The organism is Micromonospora vulcania, from assembly GCF_042658605.1.
Lineage (GTDB): Bacteria > Actinomycetota > Actinomycetes > Mycobacteriales > Micromonosporaceae > Micromonospora > Micromonospora vulcania.
This window is the reverse complement of the sequence record NZ_JBHSQS010000027.1, coordinates 37,959-55,525: the sequence shown is the minus strand read 5'-3', so window position 1 is coordinate 55,525 and position 17,567 is coordinate 37,959. Positions and strand designations below refer to the sequence as shown.

Below are 17,567 nucleotides of genomic sequence, written 5' to 3'. Positions count from 1 at the left end.
GCAGGCCGAAACACGTTTGCCGACCCGGCCGGGTGGTTAGATTCGTAGCGTGCTGGGCCTACCTGCTCACGTGACCGCCTGTCTCTTCGATCTGGACGGTGTGCTGACGCAGACCGCCCGGGTGCACAACGCCGCCTGGACCGAGACGTTCGACGAGTTCCTGCGGGAACGCGCCGAGGCCACCGGCGAAGCATTCCGGCCGTTCGACCCCGGCCCGGACTACAACCGGTACGTCGACGGCCGACCACGCGCCGACGGCGTCCGGTCGTTCCTCGCGTCCCGGGGCATCGTGCTGCCCGAGGGCGACCCGGACGACCCGCCGACCGCCGACACCGTCAACGGCGTCGGGAATCGTAAGAACGTCCTCCTGCTGGAGCGCCTTCGAACCTCCGGCGTCGAGGTCTATCCGGGCTCGGTGCGATACCTGGAGGCGGCGGCCGCGGCCGGGCTGCGCCGGGCCGTGGTGACCGCGAGCGCCAACGGTCACGAGGTGGTCGCCGCCGCCGGCCTGGAACCGCTGCTCGAAGCCCGGGTGGACGGGCTGGTCGCCCGGGAACAGGGACTGCGTGGCAAGCCGTACCCGGACACCTTCCTGGCCGGGGCCAGGCTGCTCGGCGTCGACCCCGCGCAGGCGGCGGTCTTCGAGGACGCACTCTCCGGGGTGGCCGCCGGTCGGGCCGGCGGCTTCGGTTACGTGATCGGGGTCGACCGGGTCGGGCAGGCCGACGAGCTACGCGCGCAGGGCGCCGACGTCGTGGTCGACGACCTCGCCGACCTGCTGGAACTGGGCGATGTCGACCCACCGACGCCGCGTACGCCCGGCGACCGCCAACCGGCCGGAGAGCGGGGTCCCGCGTGATCCGGGAACGGGCCTATCCCGTCGAGCCCTGGCACGTCCGGGAGACCCGGCTGGACATGGACGTGCTGGCCCAGTCGGAGTCGGTCTTCGCGCTCTCCAACGGGCACGTCGGGCTGCGCGGCAACCTCGACGAGGGCGAGCCGCACGGCCTGCCGGGCACCTACCTCAACTCCTTCTACGAGCTGCGCCCGCTGCCCTACGCGGAGGCCGGCTACGGCTTCCCCGAGTCCGGGCAGACCATCGTCAACGTCACCAACGGCAAGCTGATCCGGCTGCTGGTCGACGACGAACCGCTCGACGTGCGCTACGGCGAGCTGATCGCGCACGAGCGGATCCTCGACCTACGGGCCGGCACCCTGCACCGGGAGGTGCACTGGCGCTCACCGGCCGGTCGGGAGGTCAAGGTCCGCAGCACCCGGCTGGTGTCGTTCACCCAGCGGTCGGTCGCCGCGATCAGCTACGAGGTGGAGGCCGTCGACGGTCCGCTGCGGCTGATCGTGCAGTCCGAGTTGGTGGCCAACGAGACGTTGCCCTCGCAGAGCAAGGACCCCCGGGTCGCAGCGGTGCTGGAGTCACCGCTGCAGGCCGAGGAGGAGCTGACCACCCCGGACGGCGGGCAGCTCATCCACCGGACCAAGGTCTCCGGCCTCCGGGTGGCCACCGCCATGGAGCACGAGGTGCACGGTCCGGACCGCACGACCATCGAATCCGAGGGGTACGAGGACTGGGTCCGTACCACGATCGGTTGTGTACTCAAGCCCGGCGAGAAACTGCGGGTGGTCAAGTACCTCACGTACGGCTGGTCGAGTCGACGTTCGCTGCCCGCGCTGCGCGACCAGGTCGGCGCGGCGCTTGCCGCTGCCCGGCTGGAGGGCTGGGAAGGGCTCTGCCGGGAGCAGCGGGCCTACCTCGACGAGTTCTGGGACGCGGCCGACGTGCTGGTCGAGGGGGACCCGGAGGTGCAGCAGGCCGTCCGGTTCGGTCTCTTCCACGTGCTCCAGGCCGGCGCGCGCGCCGAGCGGCGACCGATCTCGGCCAAGGGTCTGACCGGCCCCGGCTACGACGGGCACGCCTTCTGGGACACCGAGATGTTCGTCCTGCCGGTGCTCACCTACACCCAGCCGAGCGCGGTGCGCAACGCTCTGCACTGGCGGTACAGCACGTTGGAGCTGGCCAAGGAACGGGCCGAGACGCTCAACCTGAAGGGCGCGGCCTTCCCGTGGCGGACCATCGAGGGTCCGGAGTCCTCCGGATACTGGCCCGCCGGCACCGCGGCCTTCCACATCGCCGCGGACATCGCCGACGCGCTGCGCCGGTACGTACTGGTCACCGGCGACACCGATCTGGAGCGGGAGATCGGGCTCGAACTGCTGGTGGAGACCGCCCGGCTGTGGCGCTCGATCGGGCACCACGATCGGCACGGGCAGTTCCACATCGACGGTGTCACCGGCCCGGACGAGTACACCGCGGTCAAGAACGACAACATCTACACCAACCTGATGGCGCAGCGGAACCTGCTCACCGCCGCCGACGTGGTGATGCGCTACCGGGACGAGGCATTCCACCTCGGTGTCACCGACGAGGAGGCGGCGAGCTGGCGGGACGCGGCCGAATCGATGCACGTCCCGTACGACGAAGAAATCGACGTGCATCAGCAGGTGGAGGGGTTCACCCGGCTCCAGGAGTGGGACTTCGCCCACACGCCGTCGGAGAAGTACCCGCTGCTGCTGCACTACCCGTACTTCGAGCTGTACCGCAAGCAGGTGGTGAAGCAGGCCGACCTGGTCCTGGCCATGCACTGGCGGGGCGACGCCTTCACCCCCGAGCAGAAGGTACGCAACTTCCTCTACTACGAGCGCCGCACCGTACGCGACTCATCGTTGTCGGCCTGCACCCAGGCGGTGCTCGCCGCCGAGGTGGGCTACCCCGAGCTGGCACACGTCTACCTGCGCGAGGCCGCGCTCATGGACCTGCACGACCTCAACGAGAACACTCGGGACGGCGTACACATGGCCTCGCTGGCGGGCGCGTGGATCGCCCTGGTCGGCGGGCTCGGCGGGCTGCGCGACCACGACGGCGAGCTGTCGTTCGCGCCCCGGCTCTCCAGCCGTCTCAACCGGCTGGAGTTCTCCGTCCAGTGGCGCGGGCTGGCACTGCGGGTGGACGTCCGGCCGCACCAGACGACGTACTCGCTGCGCCACGGCGGCCCGAAGGACGCGGTGGAACTGCGCCACCACGACCAGATGGTGCGCGTGACCTGCGACGAACCGGTGACCGTACCGGTGCCGCCGGCCGACCCGACCGGGCCGCCACCGGAGCAGCCGCCTGGCCGATCACCGCTGCTGCGGTTGCCCGAGCACGAGCAGTGACGGCCGGGGCGGGAGTGTTCCCGCCCCGGCCGTCACCCAGCGGGCCGTGCCCGCCCGTTGTCGACGTCGCGGTCAGATGGGCTCGCCCTGCGAGGGACGCCCGATCGCGTCCCGCGGGGCCGTCGCCCGGGGATCGTCGGGCAGGCGGGCCGATGCGGCCTCGTCCCCGAAGTCCCGGCCTCGCTTGGCGTCCTGTTCGCGCCGGTTCCGCTCGTCCATCTGCTGCTGTCGGGAGGTCTGCTGCTGGGCCATGGCGATCCTCGCGATCCGTCGGGGCGCTGCTGCGCCGACACGGTCTGCGGTCGCTCGTCGCGTACCCGCCGGCCCACTCGACAAACTCCACGGCAGCGCCCGCGTGGGGTGCGGTGGGCGGGGTACCCGGATCGCAGGCGAGCAGGCGGAGGTGCGGCATGGACGAGCAGCGCAGCACGGTGATCATCCCGGTCGGGGACGCCCCGCTCCCCGCCGACCTGATGCTTCCCGGTCAAACGGTCGGCGTGGTGCTGTTCGCGCACGGCAGCGGTAGCTCACGGCACAGCCCGCGCAACGTGGCGGTGGCCGAGACGCTGAACCGTCGCGGGCTCGGCACGGTGCTGGTGGATCTGCTCACCCCGACCGAGGACGAGGTGGACGCACAAACCGCCGAGCTGCGGTTCGACATCGGCTTGTTGGCCAGCCGACTGGCCGGGGTCGTCGACTGGCTCGCCGCCGAGCGACCCGCCGGCGACGTACCGATTGGCCTGTTCGGGGCCAGCACGGGTGCCGCGGCTGCCCTGGTCGCGGCGGCGTCCCGCGCCGACCGGGTGGCCGCGGTGGTTTCCCGGGGCGGCCGGCCTGACCTGGCCGGCGCGGCGCTGGCCCAGGTGCGTACCCCGACGTTGTTGCTCGTCGGGGGTCTGGACGAGGAAGTGATTACCCTCAACGAGCAGGCGTTGGCCGAGCTGGGTGAGGTGGGCGAGCTGCGGATCGTACCGGGGGCCACCCACCTCTTCGAAGAGCCCGGCACCCTGGACCAGGTCGCCGACCAGGCCGGCGCCTGGTTCACCACCCACCTCACCGTCCCGGTCCACCCCGCGCGTCGATCATGAGGTCGGACGGACCGTCGAGGTGGGGCGTCGAGCGGTGCTTCTGGACGGTGTCGATGATGCGCCAGAGGACCGCGGTGATCGGGACGCTGACGAAGGCCCCGGCGATGCCCGCGATCAGTGTGCCGGCGGTGACCGCCACCAGGATCACCGCGGGGTGCAGCCGGACCTGACGCTTCATGACCAGCGGCTCCAGCAGGTTGCCCTCGATCTGCTGGACCGCGATCACCGCGGCGAGGGTGAGCAGCGCGGTGGTCGGCCCCTGGGCGGCCAGCGCCACCAGCACCGCGACCGCACCGGCCACCGTGGCACCGATGATCGGGACGAACCCGCCGAGGAAGGTGATCAGCGCCAGCGGCAGGGCGAGCGGCACCCGGAGCACCACCAGGGCCAGGCCGATGCCGATCGCGTCGATCGCGGCGATCAGCATCGTGCCCCGGCTGTACGCGCCCAGCGTGTGCCAGCCAGCGCGGCCGGCTTCGGCCACCACCGGCTGGTTCGGGCCGGTCAGCCGGGACAGCACCCAGTGCCACATCGACCGGCCGTCCTTGAGCAGGAAGAAGAGCAGCACCAGGGCGAGGAGTATGGATCCGGCCACCTCGGTGGCGGTCCGGGCACCCGCCACCGGGTCCGGCGAGCTGCCGCGCAGCCCTTCCCGAACCTGGTCGACCAGCCGATCCAACTGCGCGTCGGTGACCGGCAGGCTGGACGTCACGAAGTCCCGGCTGCGTTCCAACCCCTGCGTCAGCTCCTGGCTGAGCTGATCGAACTGGCTGGCGGTCAGGTTCCACACCAACGCGCCGAGACCGACCAGGATGCCGAGCAGCAGCAGTACGGTGAGCAGCGCCGCAGGCGCCGCGGGCAGCCGCAGCCGGCGCAGCAGGAGAAGCACCGGGTCGAGTAGCGCGGTGAGAAAGATGGTGGCCGCCAGCGCGATGGCCAGCGGTGCCAACAGGACGGCGATCTTGCCCAACAGGTAGAGCCCGGCGACGACCACCACCAGGCAGGCGCTCCACAGCACCGCGGTCCGGACGAGCCAGGGCAGGGCTACCCAGGCCTGGCGCGGCCCGGAGTTGCCCGTGGTGGCTGCGAGGCTGCCCGTTGCCGTCCCGCTGCTGCCCGTTGTCGCCCCGGCGCCCGCTCCGGGTTCGTCTGCCGCCATGTCGGTCCTCCTCGATCTCGACGAGTCGTACCCGGCTGGTTGTGCGCCGACACCCGTATCGCTCCAACGGTGCGTGGCCGGTGCGCGTGGCGGGTGGGTTTGCGTGATCGGGGCCAGGGAACGCGAACGGCGCGTGACCAGACCGGAGGAGGATCGTCATGGGTGAATTCATGGACAAGGCCAAGGACTTCGCGAACAAGCACGACAAGCAGGTGGACCAGGGCATGAAGAAGGCCGGCGACATGGTCGACAAGCGCACCGGGGGCAAGTACTCCGATCGCATCGACAAGGGCGTCGACCAGGCCCAGGCGCGTACCGGTGAGGGCGACCAGGTTCGCTGACACGCGAGTCGTTCCAGCGGCCCCCGACCAGCAACTCCGCTGGGCGGGGGCCACTGTCGTCGTACCGCCACGGTGGTACGGGAGGTCCTTCGCCGGCCCGACGACCGGTACCCGGACTGCCGCCGGAGTTTACCCGGATGTCAATCCCTCGCCGGACGCTCAAACGCCGTTCCGTCCGTAGTGTCCCGACCGTAAGCAGGACACGTACTACGGACCGGAAAGGACAATCTCGTGAGGGTTCCGAAAACAGCAACGAGGGGCACCGGTGCGTCCCGCATCGCCCTGCGAACACTGGTGGTCTCGATGGTCGCGGCGTTGGTGGCGTTGGGGCTCGCCGCGCCCGCGCAGGCCGGACAGGACGCCGACGCCTGCACCAACTACGGGTGCGCGGGCATGGGGTCCTGGTATGGCGACGGTGACCAGATCGTGGTCTGCGACCTGGAAGCAGACGGTTGGTCGGTGGTCGTCATCGCCTGGCTGAATGGGGTACGGGCCTCGAACAAATGGCATACGGCCGGCGCGGGAAGTTGTTCGACGCGGTCTTACGGTGACCTCCCCGAGGGCATGGAGGTCAAGTTCCAGGCGTGCCTCGGCAAATACAGCAGCGAGACCGGCGACATCAACAGGTGCGGGAAACCCGGCGCGGGCCGAGCGTGACCTCGCTGGCCCGACCGGCAGGCCCAAACCAGGGATCCCGTCTCCGGTTCGGGCGCCGGCCAGGCTGGCGCTGACACGAGACGGGTGGTGTTGGCCGCGTGGTTGGTGCTGATGGGCGGCCGGGCGCGATTGCCCGGCCGTCGTCGGGGTAACCGCCGCCATGGCCGATGACCGCCCGCCAGCCGACCGCGACCGGTCGCCGCTCGACGAGGCTGCCGAGCGAAGTGGCCAGGCGGTCGAACGGGTGCGGCACCGCAGCGGTCAGGCCGGTCGGATCCGCGCCCGGCAGTGGGAGATCACCCTGGTGATCGCCATCCAGGCCGGGCTGGCGGCAGCGCTCGCCGCCCTGATCGCCACGCACTTCCTCGGCCCCGGATCGCACGTCTTCGCCCCCGCCGCCGCCGTCGGTACGATCGCCACCGCCATCGGGCAGCGGGCTCGTCGTACCTTCGAGCTGCTGGCCGGCGTGGCTCTGGGCATCGTCATCGGCGACACGCTGCGCTTCATCCTCGGCTCGGGGCCGTGGCAGACCGGCGTGGTGGTGGCCCTGGCCATCGCCGCCGCGCTGCTGGTGGCGGGCAAGGGAGGCCCACTGGTCGGTCAGGCCGGTGGTACCGCCGTACTGATCGCGACGCTGGCCCCGACGGACCGCGGCCTGGAGGTGCCCAGGATCGTCGACGCGCTGGTCGGCGGGGCGGTCGGCCTCGTGGTGGTCGCGCTGTTGCTGCCGATCAACCCGATGCGGGTGCTGGACCGGGCGGCGACACCGATCTTCACCGTCCTCCGCGACCAACTCGCCGAGCTGGCGGAGGCGATGCGCAAGCGCGACTCCGACCACACGATGCGCGTCCTGCAGCGGCTGCGTGGCACCGAGGACGACCTGGGCCGGCTGCACGACGCGCTGAGCGGAGCCGAGGAGGTGGTGACGATCGCGCCGGCCCGGTGGCATCGCCGCGAGCAGTACCACCGGTACGCCCGCAGCGCGGAGCACCTGGAGCGGCTGTTGCTGGACACCCGGGCCATGGCCCGCTGGTCGACGACCGCACTGCAGTACGACGAGCCGATCCCCTCGGAGCTCTCGGACGCGATGGCCCGGCTCGGCCAGGCGGTGTCCGTGATGCGGACGGAGCGCCGGGCTGGCGACGAGCCCGAACGCACCCGTCGGCTGGTCGAGGAATGCGCCGAGCTGGCTGGGCGGGCCGGCGCCGTCGGTGTGAAGTCGTTCGGCGACTCACTCGTGACCGGTCTGCGTACGGCGTCCAGCGACCTGTTGCGGGCCGCCGGCTGTGAACCGGACGATGCCAACCGGATCGTGCGCAAGGCGGCCGGTGCCGGCGAGGCGGAGATTCATCCGCCGCTGCGCCAGGAGTTGCACCGGGCGCGGCCGACCCGGGCCGCCCGGGCTCGCCGGCGGGCACACCTCGCCGCCCGGGTGCGTAACGACGGACGGGCCGGCCTCCCCGACAGGGGGAGACCGGCCCGGTGAACCGCGAGGATCAGGAGGAGTAGCCGCGCTCGGCGATCCAGTTGGCGACCTTCGGCAGGCTCATCCAGTACTCGCCCACGGCAGGGTCGGCCGGGTCGGCGACCCGGATGGTGTCCCCGCCGTCGCGGTAGCCGACCAGGGTCAGGTAGTGGCCGCCCTCGTACGAGTGCGGGTTGCCGTCGGTGTCCACGGTCGTGCCCTTGATATTGGCCACCACCGCCCTTCCGGCGTCCACGGCGGTCAGCACGTCCCGGCGCAGCTGCTCGACCTGCTCGGGGCGGGCCACCGAGTCACGGATCTCGGTCGTCCGGTACTTGCCGCCGGTGAGCTCATTGAGCACCCGGGTGGTGTCCAGGGCCGACGGGGTGCCCGCCTCGGTGGTGCCGAGCAGGTTGGCCACCTCGTCCTGGGAGAGCGCCTTGCCCTGAGCGGACAGTGCGATCCGGGTCGCGGCCGGGCCGCAGTAGTAGAAGTTCGGCTGGGCCTGGTAATCGATGTCGAGGACCCGCTCGGCGTTGCGGTCCGGCTGGCTGCTCCGGTCGGTCTGGCTCGACGAGGTCGGGCTGGTCGGGACCGGGGCGGCGTACGCGGCCACCGCCGGGCCGAGGGCGCAGCCGCCGGCGACGAGCAGGCCGCAGACGGACAGGCCACTCTTCTGAATGATCGGATTCATGGTCGAGTCTCCGTTCGGGGGTTGGCGCCTCCGACAGGCGGAGGGCAGCAGCACCGGGAATGGCGCTCGGCTCATCAGGGGGCGACGGCCCGCAGTGCGCTCGGCCGTGGGCGTACCGGATGCGTAACGGCCCTGCTCCGGCGTGCATTCCGGTGCCGGCTGCCGGTATCGGGCGTCGCGATCAGGTGCAACGACCACCGGCGGGACGGGATTCCGGCTGCGACGTGCCGTCGCTCACGGCGTCCTCGGTGACCCGGCCAGCGAGGGATGAAACGGTCAGTCGGTAGCACTCCGGATTTCGGGTCCACTGCGTGTCGCCGAGGGCGCGGCGACGCGTCAGAGGCTGCCCAGCAGGCCGGTCACGGTGATCTCGATGACCACCCGCTCCGGATTCGGTCGCGGCGTCCGATACCGCTCGGCGTAGCGGCGCTCGGCCTCCGCCACGGCGGCCCGGTCCGACCGGAGCACCGCCCGGCCCTCGATGGTCAGCCAGCGGCGGCCGTCCACGTGACAGACGGCCACCGGCGTGCCCGCCGCACCGGCCGCGGCCACGTCCCGGGCCTTGCGCGAGGTGCCGGAGGTGATCACCCGGGCCAGGCCGGCCGCCGGGTCGAGGGTGACCCCGACCGGCACCACGTGTGGGGTGCCGTCAGCGCGCAGGGTGGTCAGCGTCGCGAGGTGGCGTTCCGCGCAGAAGGCGGCGACGCGGTCGTCGTGTACGTCCAACCGATGGTCACCCGCCATGCCCGCCCCCGTCCGCCGACCCGATCACGATCATGGCACGCGGCGGGTCACCCGGTCCGGATCAGGCGGCGTATCCGGCTGCGCGGGCAGCCGGCGGTTGGCTGCCCGGCGCTGGTGCACCAGCCGGCTGAGATAGAACAATGCGGCGGCCAGGATGCCCATGTCGTCCAGGTAGATCGGGTCCGGGAGCAGGTCCACCGGGAAGATCGTGTAGATCAGCGCCCCGTAGAAGGCGACCTTGCCGCCCGCGCCGAGGCCGGTCAGCAGCCGCCGCGTACGCACGACTCGCACCGCCAACAGCACCGCGCCGATCAGTGTGGCGAGCGCCAGGATGCCGGCGACCACCACGAGGACCCACGCCTGTCGGGACATGCCGTCACGTTAACCCACCGGCGCCGGGCCGGCCCGGTGACCGGGCGGGTCAGAACGCGGGCACCGCCGCGCGACCGCGGGCGACCACCGGGTTCTCCCGGGTCTGCTCGCCAGCCGGTCGGCCGACCTCGCTCAACGGCAGCACCGAGGCGGATTCCGTCTCCCGCCGTCCGGTCGCCGCATAGGCCTCCTCGCGCAGGCTCCGGGCCGCCACCACGGCCGACTCGGCCGCCCGCCAGGCGGCCTGCTCCCGCTCCCCGGCGGCGACGTGCCGGGCCGCCAGGTTGTCCCGGATCGCCCGCTGCAACACCAACTCCTGCTCGACGGGGTGCAGCCGGGGGTCCCAGCCGGCGCGGTGCGCGAAGACGTCACTGAGTTGCTCCACCGACAGCTCCCGCCGCCAGTACGCGTCCAGCGCGGCCCGGTGCAGGTAGCGCTCACGGTCGACGTACTCCGCCGGGGTCTTCGCGGTGTGCGGCAACGGCATCGCGGACGCCGCGCCGAGCCGTTGCAGTGCTGCCTCGGCCAACTCGTACGCCTGCCAGGCGGTCTCGACGGTCTCCTGCGCGGCGATCCACTCGGCCCGCCGGCGTCGGGCGGTGGTGGTGGCGCGCTCGGCGGCCACCGCGACCTCCTGCGCGTAGCGGCTCTGCTCGCGCTCCTGGTGTACCTGTTCGAGCTGGCTGGGCATGGCGGCTCGGCGGATCCGCGCGCCCGGGTCGAGGCGGAGTCGTCCGGGCCGCACCAGCAGGGCCGAGACGGCGACAGCGACCACCCCGAGCAGGCTCAGCCAGATGGCGGCGACCCGGGGCATGTCGGGAAGGAAAGCGGAGAGGACGGTCTGCATGATCAGCACCTCGCGGTCGAACGGCGGGTATCGACGGGTGGTGGCCTCTGGGCGGCGTGTCGACAGCGAGTCGGGTGCGCGTACGGGCACCTCGCTGACCGGGCCGCGTCGAGCGCAGCACCGGTGGCCGGCCGAGGTCAGCGGGTGGGTGGGCCGCGTCGGTACGGGGTGCCGCGGGTGGGGTCGGCGGCCGGTGCCTGCTGCGGGCCGACGATGACCGGACCGGTCGCCGCCGCGACCGTGCTGACGGGCCGGAGCTCGGCCGGCTGGCCCGTCCGCTGGGTGCTCGCCTGCTCGGCGGCGGCGGCGGGGCCGAGGATGTCCACCCGGCTGCTGACGGCGCTGGGCCGCACCTGCGTGGGGGCGTCCGGCGGGGTGGTGGCGAGAGCGCCGCCGAGGCCGACCGCGAGCACCAGCACGGTGACCGCGAGCCGGGTCAGCTCTCGCAGTGACCGCAGCACAGCCCACCGGGCTGGGCGGACGGACGCTACGGACGGCACCCGACCAACCTATCGCCCGATTCGTCATGGCGCAGCATGGCAGCGGTCCGCACCGGCGTGACCACCGCCACCAGGCGCACAGTGGACGGATTCAGCGGGCCCGAGATGCCTGGTGACTCCGGGAGCCTGGTGACTCCGGCCGGAACGAACGATGGCCTCGGCCGGATCGCGTCCGGTCGAGGCCACCGTGGTGGACCTGTGGGTGTAGCCGGGATCAGCCGGCGGTGCCGAGCACCGGCGGCGCGGCGTCCCCGCCGTCCCGCCACACCATCTCGTCCTCGGTCAGCCAGGTCATCCGCTCGTCGGACTCGTCGTCCTCGGGCCGGCCGTGCCCGCCCAGTACGCCAGGTCGGTTGGCACCCGGGCGGGTGGCGTTGCCGGCACCCGGCCGGGTGGCGTTGCCGGCACCCGCGCGGCCGGCCGTGGCCGCCCGGCCGTTGGCCTCGCCACGTCGACCGTCCATGCTGCGCCCGACCCCGCTGGCGGCACGGCTCTCGGCCGCTGGAGCGGCGGCCGGCCGGGCAGAGGTGGTGGGCGTGCTGCCCGTCGAGCTGGCGAGCGACGTGGCGCGGAGCACCCCGCCGGCCGGTGCCCCACCCGGCGCTCCGAAGAGCAGACCCGGACCGGTGCCGGCGCTGGCGGGCACGGTGGTGGGCCCGGTCAGGCCGGCCAGCCCGGCGGCCCCACCGGCGAGAAGCGCGCCGCCGAGCACCGGGTCGGCGCTGGCGAGGGACGTGCCGGGAGCGGTCTCGGAGCCGCTGCCCGAGTCGACGACCACGGCCGGCGTGCCGCCGTTGCCAGCGCCGTCCGGACCGGTGCCGGGCCCGCCGCCGACGATCTCCAGCGGAGTCACGCCGTCGGGCGTCCGGATGGTCGCGTCACCGGTGTGCGCGGTGCTGTGGGTGGCGTTGGGCGCGGCCCTCGGCGTCGCGGTGGTCGGGACGCTGCGCGGCGTCGTCGGGTCGTCGCGGGTCGTGCTCGGCGTGTCGGGGTGGGGCGGCGGCGGGTTGATGACCCGGTCGTACGCGGAGAGGTCGTAGCCGGCCGCCAGATTGGCCACCACGTTCACCATCCGCTGGTGGGCCTTCTCCTGCTCGGCCTTGTCCTGCTGGTGACCGAGCAGGCCCCCGGCGATCAGACCGGGCACGCCCAGGGCGGCACCCTTGAGCGCGCCCGAGATCGCCTTGTCGTTGTCGTCGGTCTCGTCCGGGCTCTCCGCCTGCTTGTGCGCGGTGCGCAACTCGCCGGCCATCATGGTGAGCCCCTGCTTGATGCCGTTCATCCCGTCACCCAACGCCGCGGCGTGGTCGACGATCAGCGTCATCCGACGCTGGAACTCCCGACCCGCCGAGCCCGTCCAGGTGTTGCCGAGCTTGTCCAGGTCGCCGCTCAGCTCCCGGCCGAGGCCGTCCAGGGTGCCCTTGAGCGTGGACCACTGGGCGGCCACGCCGTCGATCTGCTCGGGCTTGCCGGCCATCACGGCGTCGTACAGCTGCTGGTGGCTCTGGCCCTGGTAGCGCTGGGTGTATTCAGACACGGCCGTCTCCCTTCGGCTGCAGGGCCCGGTCGACCCCGGTCAGCGCGGCGGTGATGTCGCTGGCGTTGGCCGCGTTACGTGCCTCGGCGGTGCGGTAATTGGTCAGGATCGTGTTGGTCGCCTGCTGCGCGGCCAGCACCGCCTTGCGGAGCCGTTCAGCCTGCTCCACGTAGGACTGGTGGACCTTGGTGTAGCGGTTCGAGTTGTCGGTGGCGTCGGCGAACGAGCCCAACGCCGGAGGCGCGCACTGCATCTCGGTGTTGAGCTTGCGCAGCACCGACTCGACCTGGGTCAGCCGAGCCGCCAGGTGCTGGTGGAAGTCCTCGAGGGACAGCAGGTCGACTTCCGTACGCCCGGTCATGGCAACATCCCCGTCGTTCTGGTTGACAACCGTCAGCGTTCTCAGGTTAGTCCACCGCCGCGACCCACGGCGACCCGTAACGGTGCCTCAATCGTCGGTACTGATCGATGCGGTCGACCCACCGCCACCCGCGCCACCACTCGCCGGAGCCCCGCTGGCCGGTGTCGACGGGGTGGCGGTCGTGGACGGCGTGGCCGACGTGGACGGCGTGGCCGACGTGGACGGGCTGGTCGACGCGGACGGGCTGGCTGACGGCGTCTTCGGCGCCGCCGCCGCTGGCGCGCCGTCGGGCGAGTAGTAGTCCCTCGCGTGCTCCTGGTCGAGAGTGGGCCCGATCGGGATCAGCGAGAGCAGCGAGCCAGGGACGGCGAGCGGGGTGACACCGCCGTAGCCGAGCGCGTCCATCGTCTCGGCCGAACCGAGCGGGTACCGGATGCCCTGCGGGGTGATCAGGTAGATCGTCGACCCGGCAGCACCGGATCCACTGGTCCCGGAGCCGGGTGCGGCCTGCGCGATCACTCCCTTGCCGCCGGGCAGCAGCACGGCCTCGGCCGTCCGCACCGCGTCCCGGGCACTCTGCCGCACCGGCAGCGGGCCCGACTCGGTGGAGGTCAGCTCCGCCGGCGCCCGGTCGAAGACCTCCACGGTGGTGGTCGGCGGTCCACCTCCGTTGCCCGCCCGGTACGTCGCGCAGATCATGGTCTGCCCGGAGCGGACCGGGTACATGGTGGGCAGGGTTTCCGGCAGCCCCTCCTCCTCCACCCGCTCGGCGGCCAGATGCTGACCGGCCTGATCCGGAGTGATGTCGGTAATCCGACCGCCACCGCTGATCAACAGCAGGGCGGTGATCTCGGAGATCGAGGCGAGACCGTTGCGGGTCAGCACGTAGTGCCGGCCGGCGGCCCGGAACACCTGACCGATGACCGCCGGCCGGTCGGCCACCTGCAGCTGGCTCGGGTTGCCCTGACCGGGCAGCGACAGCTTGCGCAGCGGCGGCCCGGCCGGGATGGCGTTGAGCAGTTGCTGCCCGACCCGGTACGCGGTGTTGGGCAGGCGCAGAGCCGTGATCGTCGAACCGCCACCGAGCACCCGGAGGCGGGAGTTGTTGGCGAGCAGGTGCTCCTGGCCGTCCACGCTGACCAGCACTGCGCGGTCGCCCAGCGGTGTGCCGCCGGGAAGCACCCGGTCGATCACCACTCGGGTGGTCGACCGGCGATCGTCGACCGGATCCGGCACGTCGCAGACCGACCAGGGCAGGCCGGTCAGGGACTTGCGGTCCGGCAACGCGTCCGGCGCACCGACGATGCCGACCGTACGGCCGCGTGGCCGGTCCCGCAGCGACGCCTGGGACATCGTGCGTACCGTCGTGTCCGCCGCGTTGAGGATCAGCCGGGCCGAGGTGTAGTTGAGCGTCGGGTGCAGCATCCCCTCCGTGTAGACGTACGTCGCGCCGGTCTCCCGTTCGATCACCAGCGTGTTGTCGTCCAGCGGTGCGGTGTTCCCGGTCAACTGCCCGTACGCGCCGACCCCGCCGAGCACCACGGCTGCGGCGATCACGCTGCCGAAGACCGCCATGCCGAGTCGACGCATCGGCAGGTTCGTGGTCTCCGGATCGCCCGACAGCAACGCGGAGACGATTCGGCGGGTGACGAAGCGGTACGCCTGCACCTGATCGCGGCGGGTCCGCATGACTTACCTCCGGCGGGGTGGATCCGCGACGATCAGGTCGGGGCGTCGTCGCGGACTTCCCTACGATAAGGGGCCGACGGCGGGTCTTCGGGACCACCGTCCACGGCCGGCGCCGGACCGGCCCGGCGTAGAGCCGTACCGTGCAGGAGGGACAGTCACCGATGACGCAGGTTCAGGCGCGACCCGCTCGAGTGACCGCGAACCCGTCCGACGTCCCGGCACGGGCCACGCCCGCGGCTGACCGGCCAGGCCGGGGACGCGTCGGTCCGGTGCTGGTCGGTCAGCTCGTGGTGCTGGAGGTGTGCGCGGTCGCCGTTTGGGCCGCGCAGGCCGGGCCCGCTTGGCTGTTCGCCGCGGTGGGGGCGGTGGCGGCGCTGGTCGTCGTGGCCGTCTTCGCTCGTCGGGGTGGTCGCTGGTGGTTCGAGGACCTACTGCTGCGCCGCCGGCTGCGCCGCCGCCGGGAGCGTGCCGCGGCGGCGCTGGCGGGCGCGACCACGGACCCCCGGCTTGCCGCGCTCGCCCCCGAGCTGAGCGTCATCGAGTTGACCGACCGGGGTACCCGGCTCGGTATCGGGCAGGACGAGCAGGGTTGGTTCGCGGCGGTCGCGCTGCAACCTGCCACCGGCGCGGCGGTCGGTTCGGTGGACGCGGCGAGCGTGGACCGGGCGCTGCGGGTACTGGTGGACTTCTCCGCGCCGGTCTCCCGGTCCCAGGTCGTCGCGCACACCCTGGTCTGGTACCCGGCTCCCGGTGCGCCACCAGCCGCGCACCGGACGGTCTGGGTGGCGCTGCGGCTCACCGTCCGCGACGCCCGGGTGGAGGCGGTCAGCCGAGGCGGCGGGCTCGCCGGCGTACACCGGACGTTGGCGGCCGGGATCGGCCGGCTGGGCAAGGCGTTGACCGCTGCCGGACTGGCGCACCGGCCACTGGGCCGCGACGAGCTGCGCGCGGCCGTGGTCTCGGCGGCCGGGCTGGACCTGGTGTCGGATCCACCCGCGGAGACCTGGCGAGGGCTGCGCGGCGGCGGGTGGACCCACCGCTGCCTGGCTCTGCGGGGTCGCTCGGACGTACCGCTCGGTCCACTGGTGGACGCGATCACCTCGACCTCGGCGCCCTCGCACACGGTGGCCGCGGCGGTCTCGCCGGGCGGTCGGGTGGCGGCGCCGCTGCTGCGGGTCGCGGCGATGGACAACCACGTCGAGGCACTGATCAAGGTCGTTCGGGACGTGGCGCAGCGGGGCGGAATGTCGGCCCGGCCGGTCGACGGGCAGCACGGCCCCGGCGTGTACGCCAGCGCGCCGGTCGCGTCGGCGCTGCTCGGCTCGGCCCGCCCGCAACCGCGCTGACCGGCCGATCCCCCAGCCGGGTCGGTCGACCGGGCTGGGGGAGAGCGGGGATCAGGGCCGCAGGTTGACGATCCAGCCGTACAGCCCGCAGACCCAGACGGCGAGCGGAACCAGCGAGATGATCAGCAGGATCTCGACGATGTCGAGCAGGCGGCCCCAGACCGGGGAGATGGGCTTACCGGCGACGGTCAGGCCGTAGATCAGGCTGACCACGGCCGCCACCACCAGACCGCCGAGGACCAGGCCGAGCCGGACCGACAGCGAACCGCCGCCGAACGTGGCCGCGGCGGCGAGGCCCAGCCCGACGGTGCCCGCGAGCAGCACCGGGGTGCGCTGGGCCCGGCCCAGCAGCGGACGCGCCCGCAGCAGCGAGAGCAGGCCCAGCACCAGGCAGAGCAGCACGGCCGCCAGCCGCCCGTCCAGCGCCAGCACCAGTTGCGCGCCGAGCACCAGCAGCGACACGGTCCACAACAGACCGGTCAGGAACTGGTCGGCCCGCTCGCTGGACTGGAGCACCTGCCGACCGTCGACGGACTCGGTGTCCGTCTTCAGGTCGTCCGGGCCGGTCGGGATCGACGGCACCGGCAGCCGGGCCAGCCGGTAGGCGACCATCGGCAGCGCCGGCACCGAACCGAAGGCGATCGCCGCCACCACCGCGGCCGCGGCTGGTGCGTCGATGCCGAAGGTCAGGCAGAGCAGCGCGCCCACGCCGATCGCCGTGCCGACCCCGATCGCGCTGAAGAAGAGTGGGTACCGGTCACCGACGGCCAGCGCGGCCACCGCGCCGGCGATCACCACGGCGGTCGCCCCGAGCAGTACGTGTGGGCTGGCCAGGTCGCTCAGCGGACGGTCACCGGCGAGCAGCAGCAGGCCGCCGGTCCCGGCATGCACCAGGCCGACCATGGCCAGCACCGCACCGGTCCGGCTGTCACCGGCGGCCCGGGACAGCACCGCCGCGCCGACCAGCAGTGCCACCGCGGCCAGCACGGCGGCCAGGGCACCGGGCAGGTGCGGTGGGCCGGCGAAGAGCGCGGCGAGTGCGCCGGCGCCGAGCGCCGCCGCGGCGAACAGGACCGCGAAGCTCCGGGTCGCGTCGACGTGCCAGGCGCCGGGGCGCTGGTTGGTCGCCGTGGCGACCGCGTCCACCACGTCGTCGAAGACGACCTCCGGGGCCGCGGACGACCGGGGGTTGAAGTAGAGCACCTCACCGTCGCGGACACCGAGCTGCGCGGCGGTACGGCCACCGTCCAGGGGCGCGCCGCCCAACCGGGACAGTGCCCAGCCGCCGTGTCGGACCCCGTCGTCGGCCAGGTCCTCCCCGGCGTACCGCAGCAGGGTGGGCAACAGGTCGGCCATCGGCACGTCCGCCGGCAGGGCCAGATCCATTCGGGTACGGGGCGCCACGATCGTGATCCGGCTCAGACCACCGGTCGCCGTCTTCGTCGCCACTGTGGCCTCCTGGTGTCCGTCTACGATCAGCTGGCCGCCGTACCGCGCAGTGCGGGTCCACCACGCCCACGGGAGATTACCTACGATGGC

18 protein-coding genes are annotated in these 17,567 nt (G+C 72.7%); 7 read left to right on the top strand and 11 right to left on the bottom strand.

From position 1 onward, the window contains the following. The first annotated feature begins 49 nt into the window (after positions 1-49). Both ACFQGL_RS28235 and ACFQGL_RS28230 read left to right on the top strand, forming a co-directional pair. Entirely contained in the window at positions 50-859 is an 810-nt protein-coding gene (locus ACFQGL_RS28235; protein ID WP_377515602.1) for an HAD family hydrolase, read from the top strand. After that, positions 856-3,228 (top strand): glycoside hydrolase family 65 protein, encoded by a 2,373-nt coding sequence (locus ACFQGL_RS28230; protein ID WP_377515600.1) that lies wholly within the window; start codon positions 856-858, stop codon positions 3,226-3,228. Before ACFQGL_RS28235 ends, ACFQGL_RS28230 begins: the two co-directional genes overlap by 4 nt. A gap of 72 nt (positions 3,229-3,300) precedes the next feature. On the opposite strand, the gene ACFQGL_RS28225 is transcribed toward ACFQGL_RS28230, so the two are convergent. Next, a complete protein-coding gene (locus ACFQGL_RS28225; protein ID WP_377515599.1) occupies positions 3,301-3,480 on the bottom strand; it encodes a hypothetical protein in 180 nt (59 codons plus the stop codon). Between the two features lie 158 nt (positions 3,481-3,638). On the opposite strand from ACFQGL_RS28225, the gene ACFQGL_RS28220 reads away from it, so the two are divergent. Then, positions 3,639-4,316 (top strand): dienelactone hydrolase family protein, encoded by a 678-nt coding sequence (locus ACFQGL_RS28220; RefSeq protein WP_377515597.1) that lies wholly within the window; start codon positions 3,639-3,641, stop codon positions 4,314-4,316. On the opposite strand, the gene ACFQGL_RS28215 is transcribed toward ACFQGL_RS28220, so the two are convergent. Continuing rightward, complete coding sequence (locus ACFQGL_RS28215; protein ID WP_377515596.1) at positions 4,282-5,475, bottom strand: AI-2E family transporter; 1,194 nt, start codon at positions 5,473-5,475, stop codon at positions 4,282-4,284. The genes ACFQGL_RS28220 and ACFQGL_RS28215 overlap by 35 nt on opposite strands. 158 nt (positions 5,476-5,633) lie before the next feature. On the opposite strand from ACFQGL_RS28215, the gene ACFQGL_RS28210 reads away from it, so the two are divergent. The 3 genes from ACFQGL_RS28210 (at position 5,634) to ACFQGL_RS28200 (ending at position 7,959) form a co-directional block, all read left to right on the top strand. Continuing rightward, complete coding sequence (locus tag ACFQGL_RS28210) at positions 5,634-5,816, top strand: antitoxin (protein ID WP_377515594.1); 183 nt, start codon at positions 5,634-5,636, stop codon at positions 5,814-5,816. A gap of 303 nt (positions 5,817-6,119) precedes the next feature. Further along, entirely contained in the window at positions 6,120-6,473 is a 354-nt protein-coding gene (locus ACFQGL_RS28205; protein WP_377515592.1) for a hypothetical protein, read from the top strand. 160 nt (positions 6,474-6,633) lie between these two features. Then, positions 6,634-7,959: an FUSC family protein gene (locus ACFQGL_RS28200; RefSeq protein ID WP_377515589.1), complete on the top strand. Its 1,326-nt coding sequence runs from the start codon at positions 6,634-6,636 to the stop codon at positions 7,957-7,959. A 10-nt stretch (positions 7,960-7,969) separates the two neighbouring features. On the opposite strand, the gene ACFQGL_RS28195 is transcribed toward ACFQGL_RS28200, so the two are convergent. From ACFQGL_RS28195 to eccB, 8 genes are all read right to left on the bottom strand, one after another. Next, on the bottom strand, positions 7,970-8,632 hold the full coding sequence (locus ACFQGL_RS28195) for a C39 family peptidase (RefSeq protein WP_377515587.1): 663 nt from the start codon (positions 8,630-8,632) through the stop codon (positions 7,970-7,972). A 336-nt stretch (positions 8,633-8,968) separates the two neighbouring features. Continuing rightward, positions 8,969-9,376, bottom strand: coding sequence for a pyridoxamine 5'-phosphate oxidase family protein (locus ACFQGL_RS28190; protein ID WP_377515585.1), 408 nt, complete (start codon positions 9,374-9,376; stop codon positions 8,969-8,971). 30 nt (positions 9,377-9,406) lie between these two features. After that, positions 9,407-9,748 carry a YkvA family protein gene (locus tag ACFQGL_RS28185; RefSeq protein ID WP_377515583.1) on the bottom strand — a complete coding sequence of 114 codons (342 nt, stop codon included), beginning with the start codon at positions 9,746-9,748 and terminating at the stop codon, positions 9,407-9,409. Between the two features lie 49 nt (positions 9,749-9,797). Continuing rightward, entirely contained in the window at positions 9,798-10,685 is an 888-nt protein-coding gene (locus ACFQGL_RS28180) for a hypothetical protein (RefSeq protein ID WP_377515582.1), read from the bottom strand. A gap of 47 nt (positions 10,686-10,732) precedes the next feature. Further along, complete coding sequence (locus tag ACFQGL_RS28175) at positions 10,733-11,095, bottom strand: hypothetical protein (protein WP_377515581.1); 363 nt, start codon at positions 11,093-11,095, stop codon at positions 10,733-10,735. A 214-nt stretch (positions 11,096-11,309) separates the two neighbouring features. Beyond that, positions 11,310-12,632 carry a WXG100 family type VII secretion target gene (locus ACFQGL_RS28170; RefSeq protein ID WP_377515580.1) on the bottom strand — a complete coding sequence of 441 codons (1,323 nt, stop codon included), beginning with the start codon at positions 12,630-12,632 and terminating at the stop codon, positions 11,310-11,312. Further along, on the bottom strand, positions 12,625-12,993 hold the full coding sequence (locus tag ACFQGL_RS28165) for a hypothetical protein (RefSeq protein ID WP_377515579.1): 369 nt from the start codon (positions 12,991-12,993) through the stop codon (positions 12,625-12,627). Before ACFQGL_RS28165 ends, ACFQGL_RS28170 begins: the two co-directional genes overlap by 8 nt. 87 nt (positions 12,994-13,080) lie before the next feature. Continuing rightward, positions 13,081-14,682 (bottom strand): type VII secretion protein EccB, encoded by a 1,602-nt coding sequence (gene eccB / locus ACFQGL_RS28160; RefSeq protein WP_377515578.1) that lies wholly within the window; start codon positions 14,680-14,682, stop codon positions 13,081-13,083. 161 nt (positions 14,683-14,843) lie between these two features. Between eccB and ACFQGL_RS28155 the strand changes: the two genes are divergently transcribed. After that, positions 14,844-16,028, top strand: a complete 1,185-nt coding sequence (locus tag ACFQGL_RS28155) for a type VII secretion protein EccE (RefSeq protein ID WP_377515577.1) — start codon at positions 14,844-14,846, stop codon at positions 16,026-16,028. A 51-nt stretch (positions 16,029-16,079) separates the two neighbouring features. Here the strand turns inward: ACFQGL_RS28155 and eccD are convergent, their stop codons facing one another. Further along, positions 16,080-17,477, bottom strand: a complete 1,398-nt coding sequence (eccD, locus tag ACFQGL_RS28150; protein WP_377515576.1) for a type VII secretion integral membrane protein EccD — start codon at positions 17,475-17,477, stop codon at positions 16,080-16,082. Positions 17,478-17,567: the final 90 nt, after the last annotated feature.

Coding starts and splice junctions, on each gene's coding strand:
- ACFQGL_RS28210 (WP_377515594.1), top strand. CDS start 5,634: ATGGGTGAATTCATGGACAAGGCCAAGGACTTCGCGAACAAGCACGAC.
- ACFQGL_RS28220 (WP_377515597.1), top strand. CDS start 3,639: ATGGACGAGCAGCGCAGCACGGTGATCATCCCGGTCGGGGACGCCCCG.
- ACFQGL_RS28205 (WP_377515592.1), top strand. CDS start 6,120: ATGGTCGCGGCGTTGGTGGCGTTGGGGCTCGCCGCGCCCGCGCAGGCC.
- ACFQGL_RS28200 (WP_377515589.1), top strand. CDS start 6,634: ATGGCCGATGACCGCCCGCCAGCCGACCGCGACCGGTCGCCGCTCGAC.
- ACFQGL_RS28190 (WP_377515585.1), bottom strand. CDS start 9,376: ATGGCGGGTGACCATCGGTTGGACGTACACGACGACCGCGTCGCCGCC.
- ACFQGL_RS28215 (WP_377515596.1), bottom strand. CDS start 5,475: ATGGCGGCAGACGAACCCGGAGCGGGCGCCGGGGCGACAACGGGCAGC.
- ACFQGL_RS28195 (WP_377515587.1), bottom strand. CDS start 8,632: ATGAATCCGATCATTCAGAAGAGTGGCCTGTCCGTCTGCGGCCTGCTC.
- eccB (WP_377515578.1), bottom strand. CDS start 14,682: ATGCGGACCCGCCGCGATCAGGTGCAGGCGTACCGCTTCGTCACCCGC.
- ACFQGL_RS28155 (WP_377515577.1), top strand. CDS start 14,844: ATGACGCAGGTTCAGGCGCGACCCGCTCGAGTGACCGCGAACCCGTCC.
- ACFQGL_RS28225 (WP_377515599.1), bottom strand. CDS start 3,480: ATGGCCCAGCAGCAGACCTCCCGACAGCAGCAGATGGACGAGCGGAAC.
- ACFQGL_RS28185 (WP_377515583.1), bottom strand. CDS start 9,748: ATGTCCCGACAGGCGTGGGTCCTCGTGGTGGTCGCCGGCATCCTGGCG.
- ACFQGL_RS28165 (WP_377515579.1), bottom strand. CDS start 12,993: ATGACCGGGCGTACGGAAGTCGACCTGCTGTCCCTCGAGGACTTCCAC.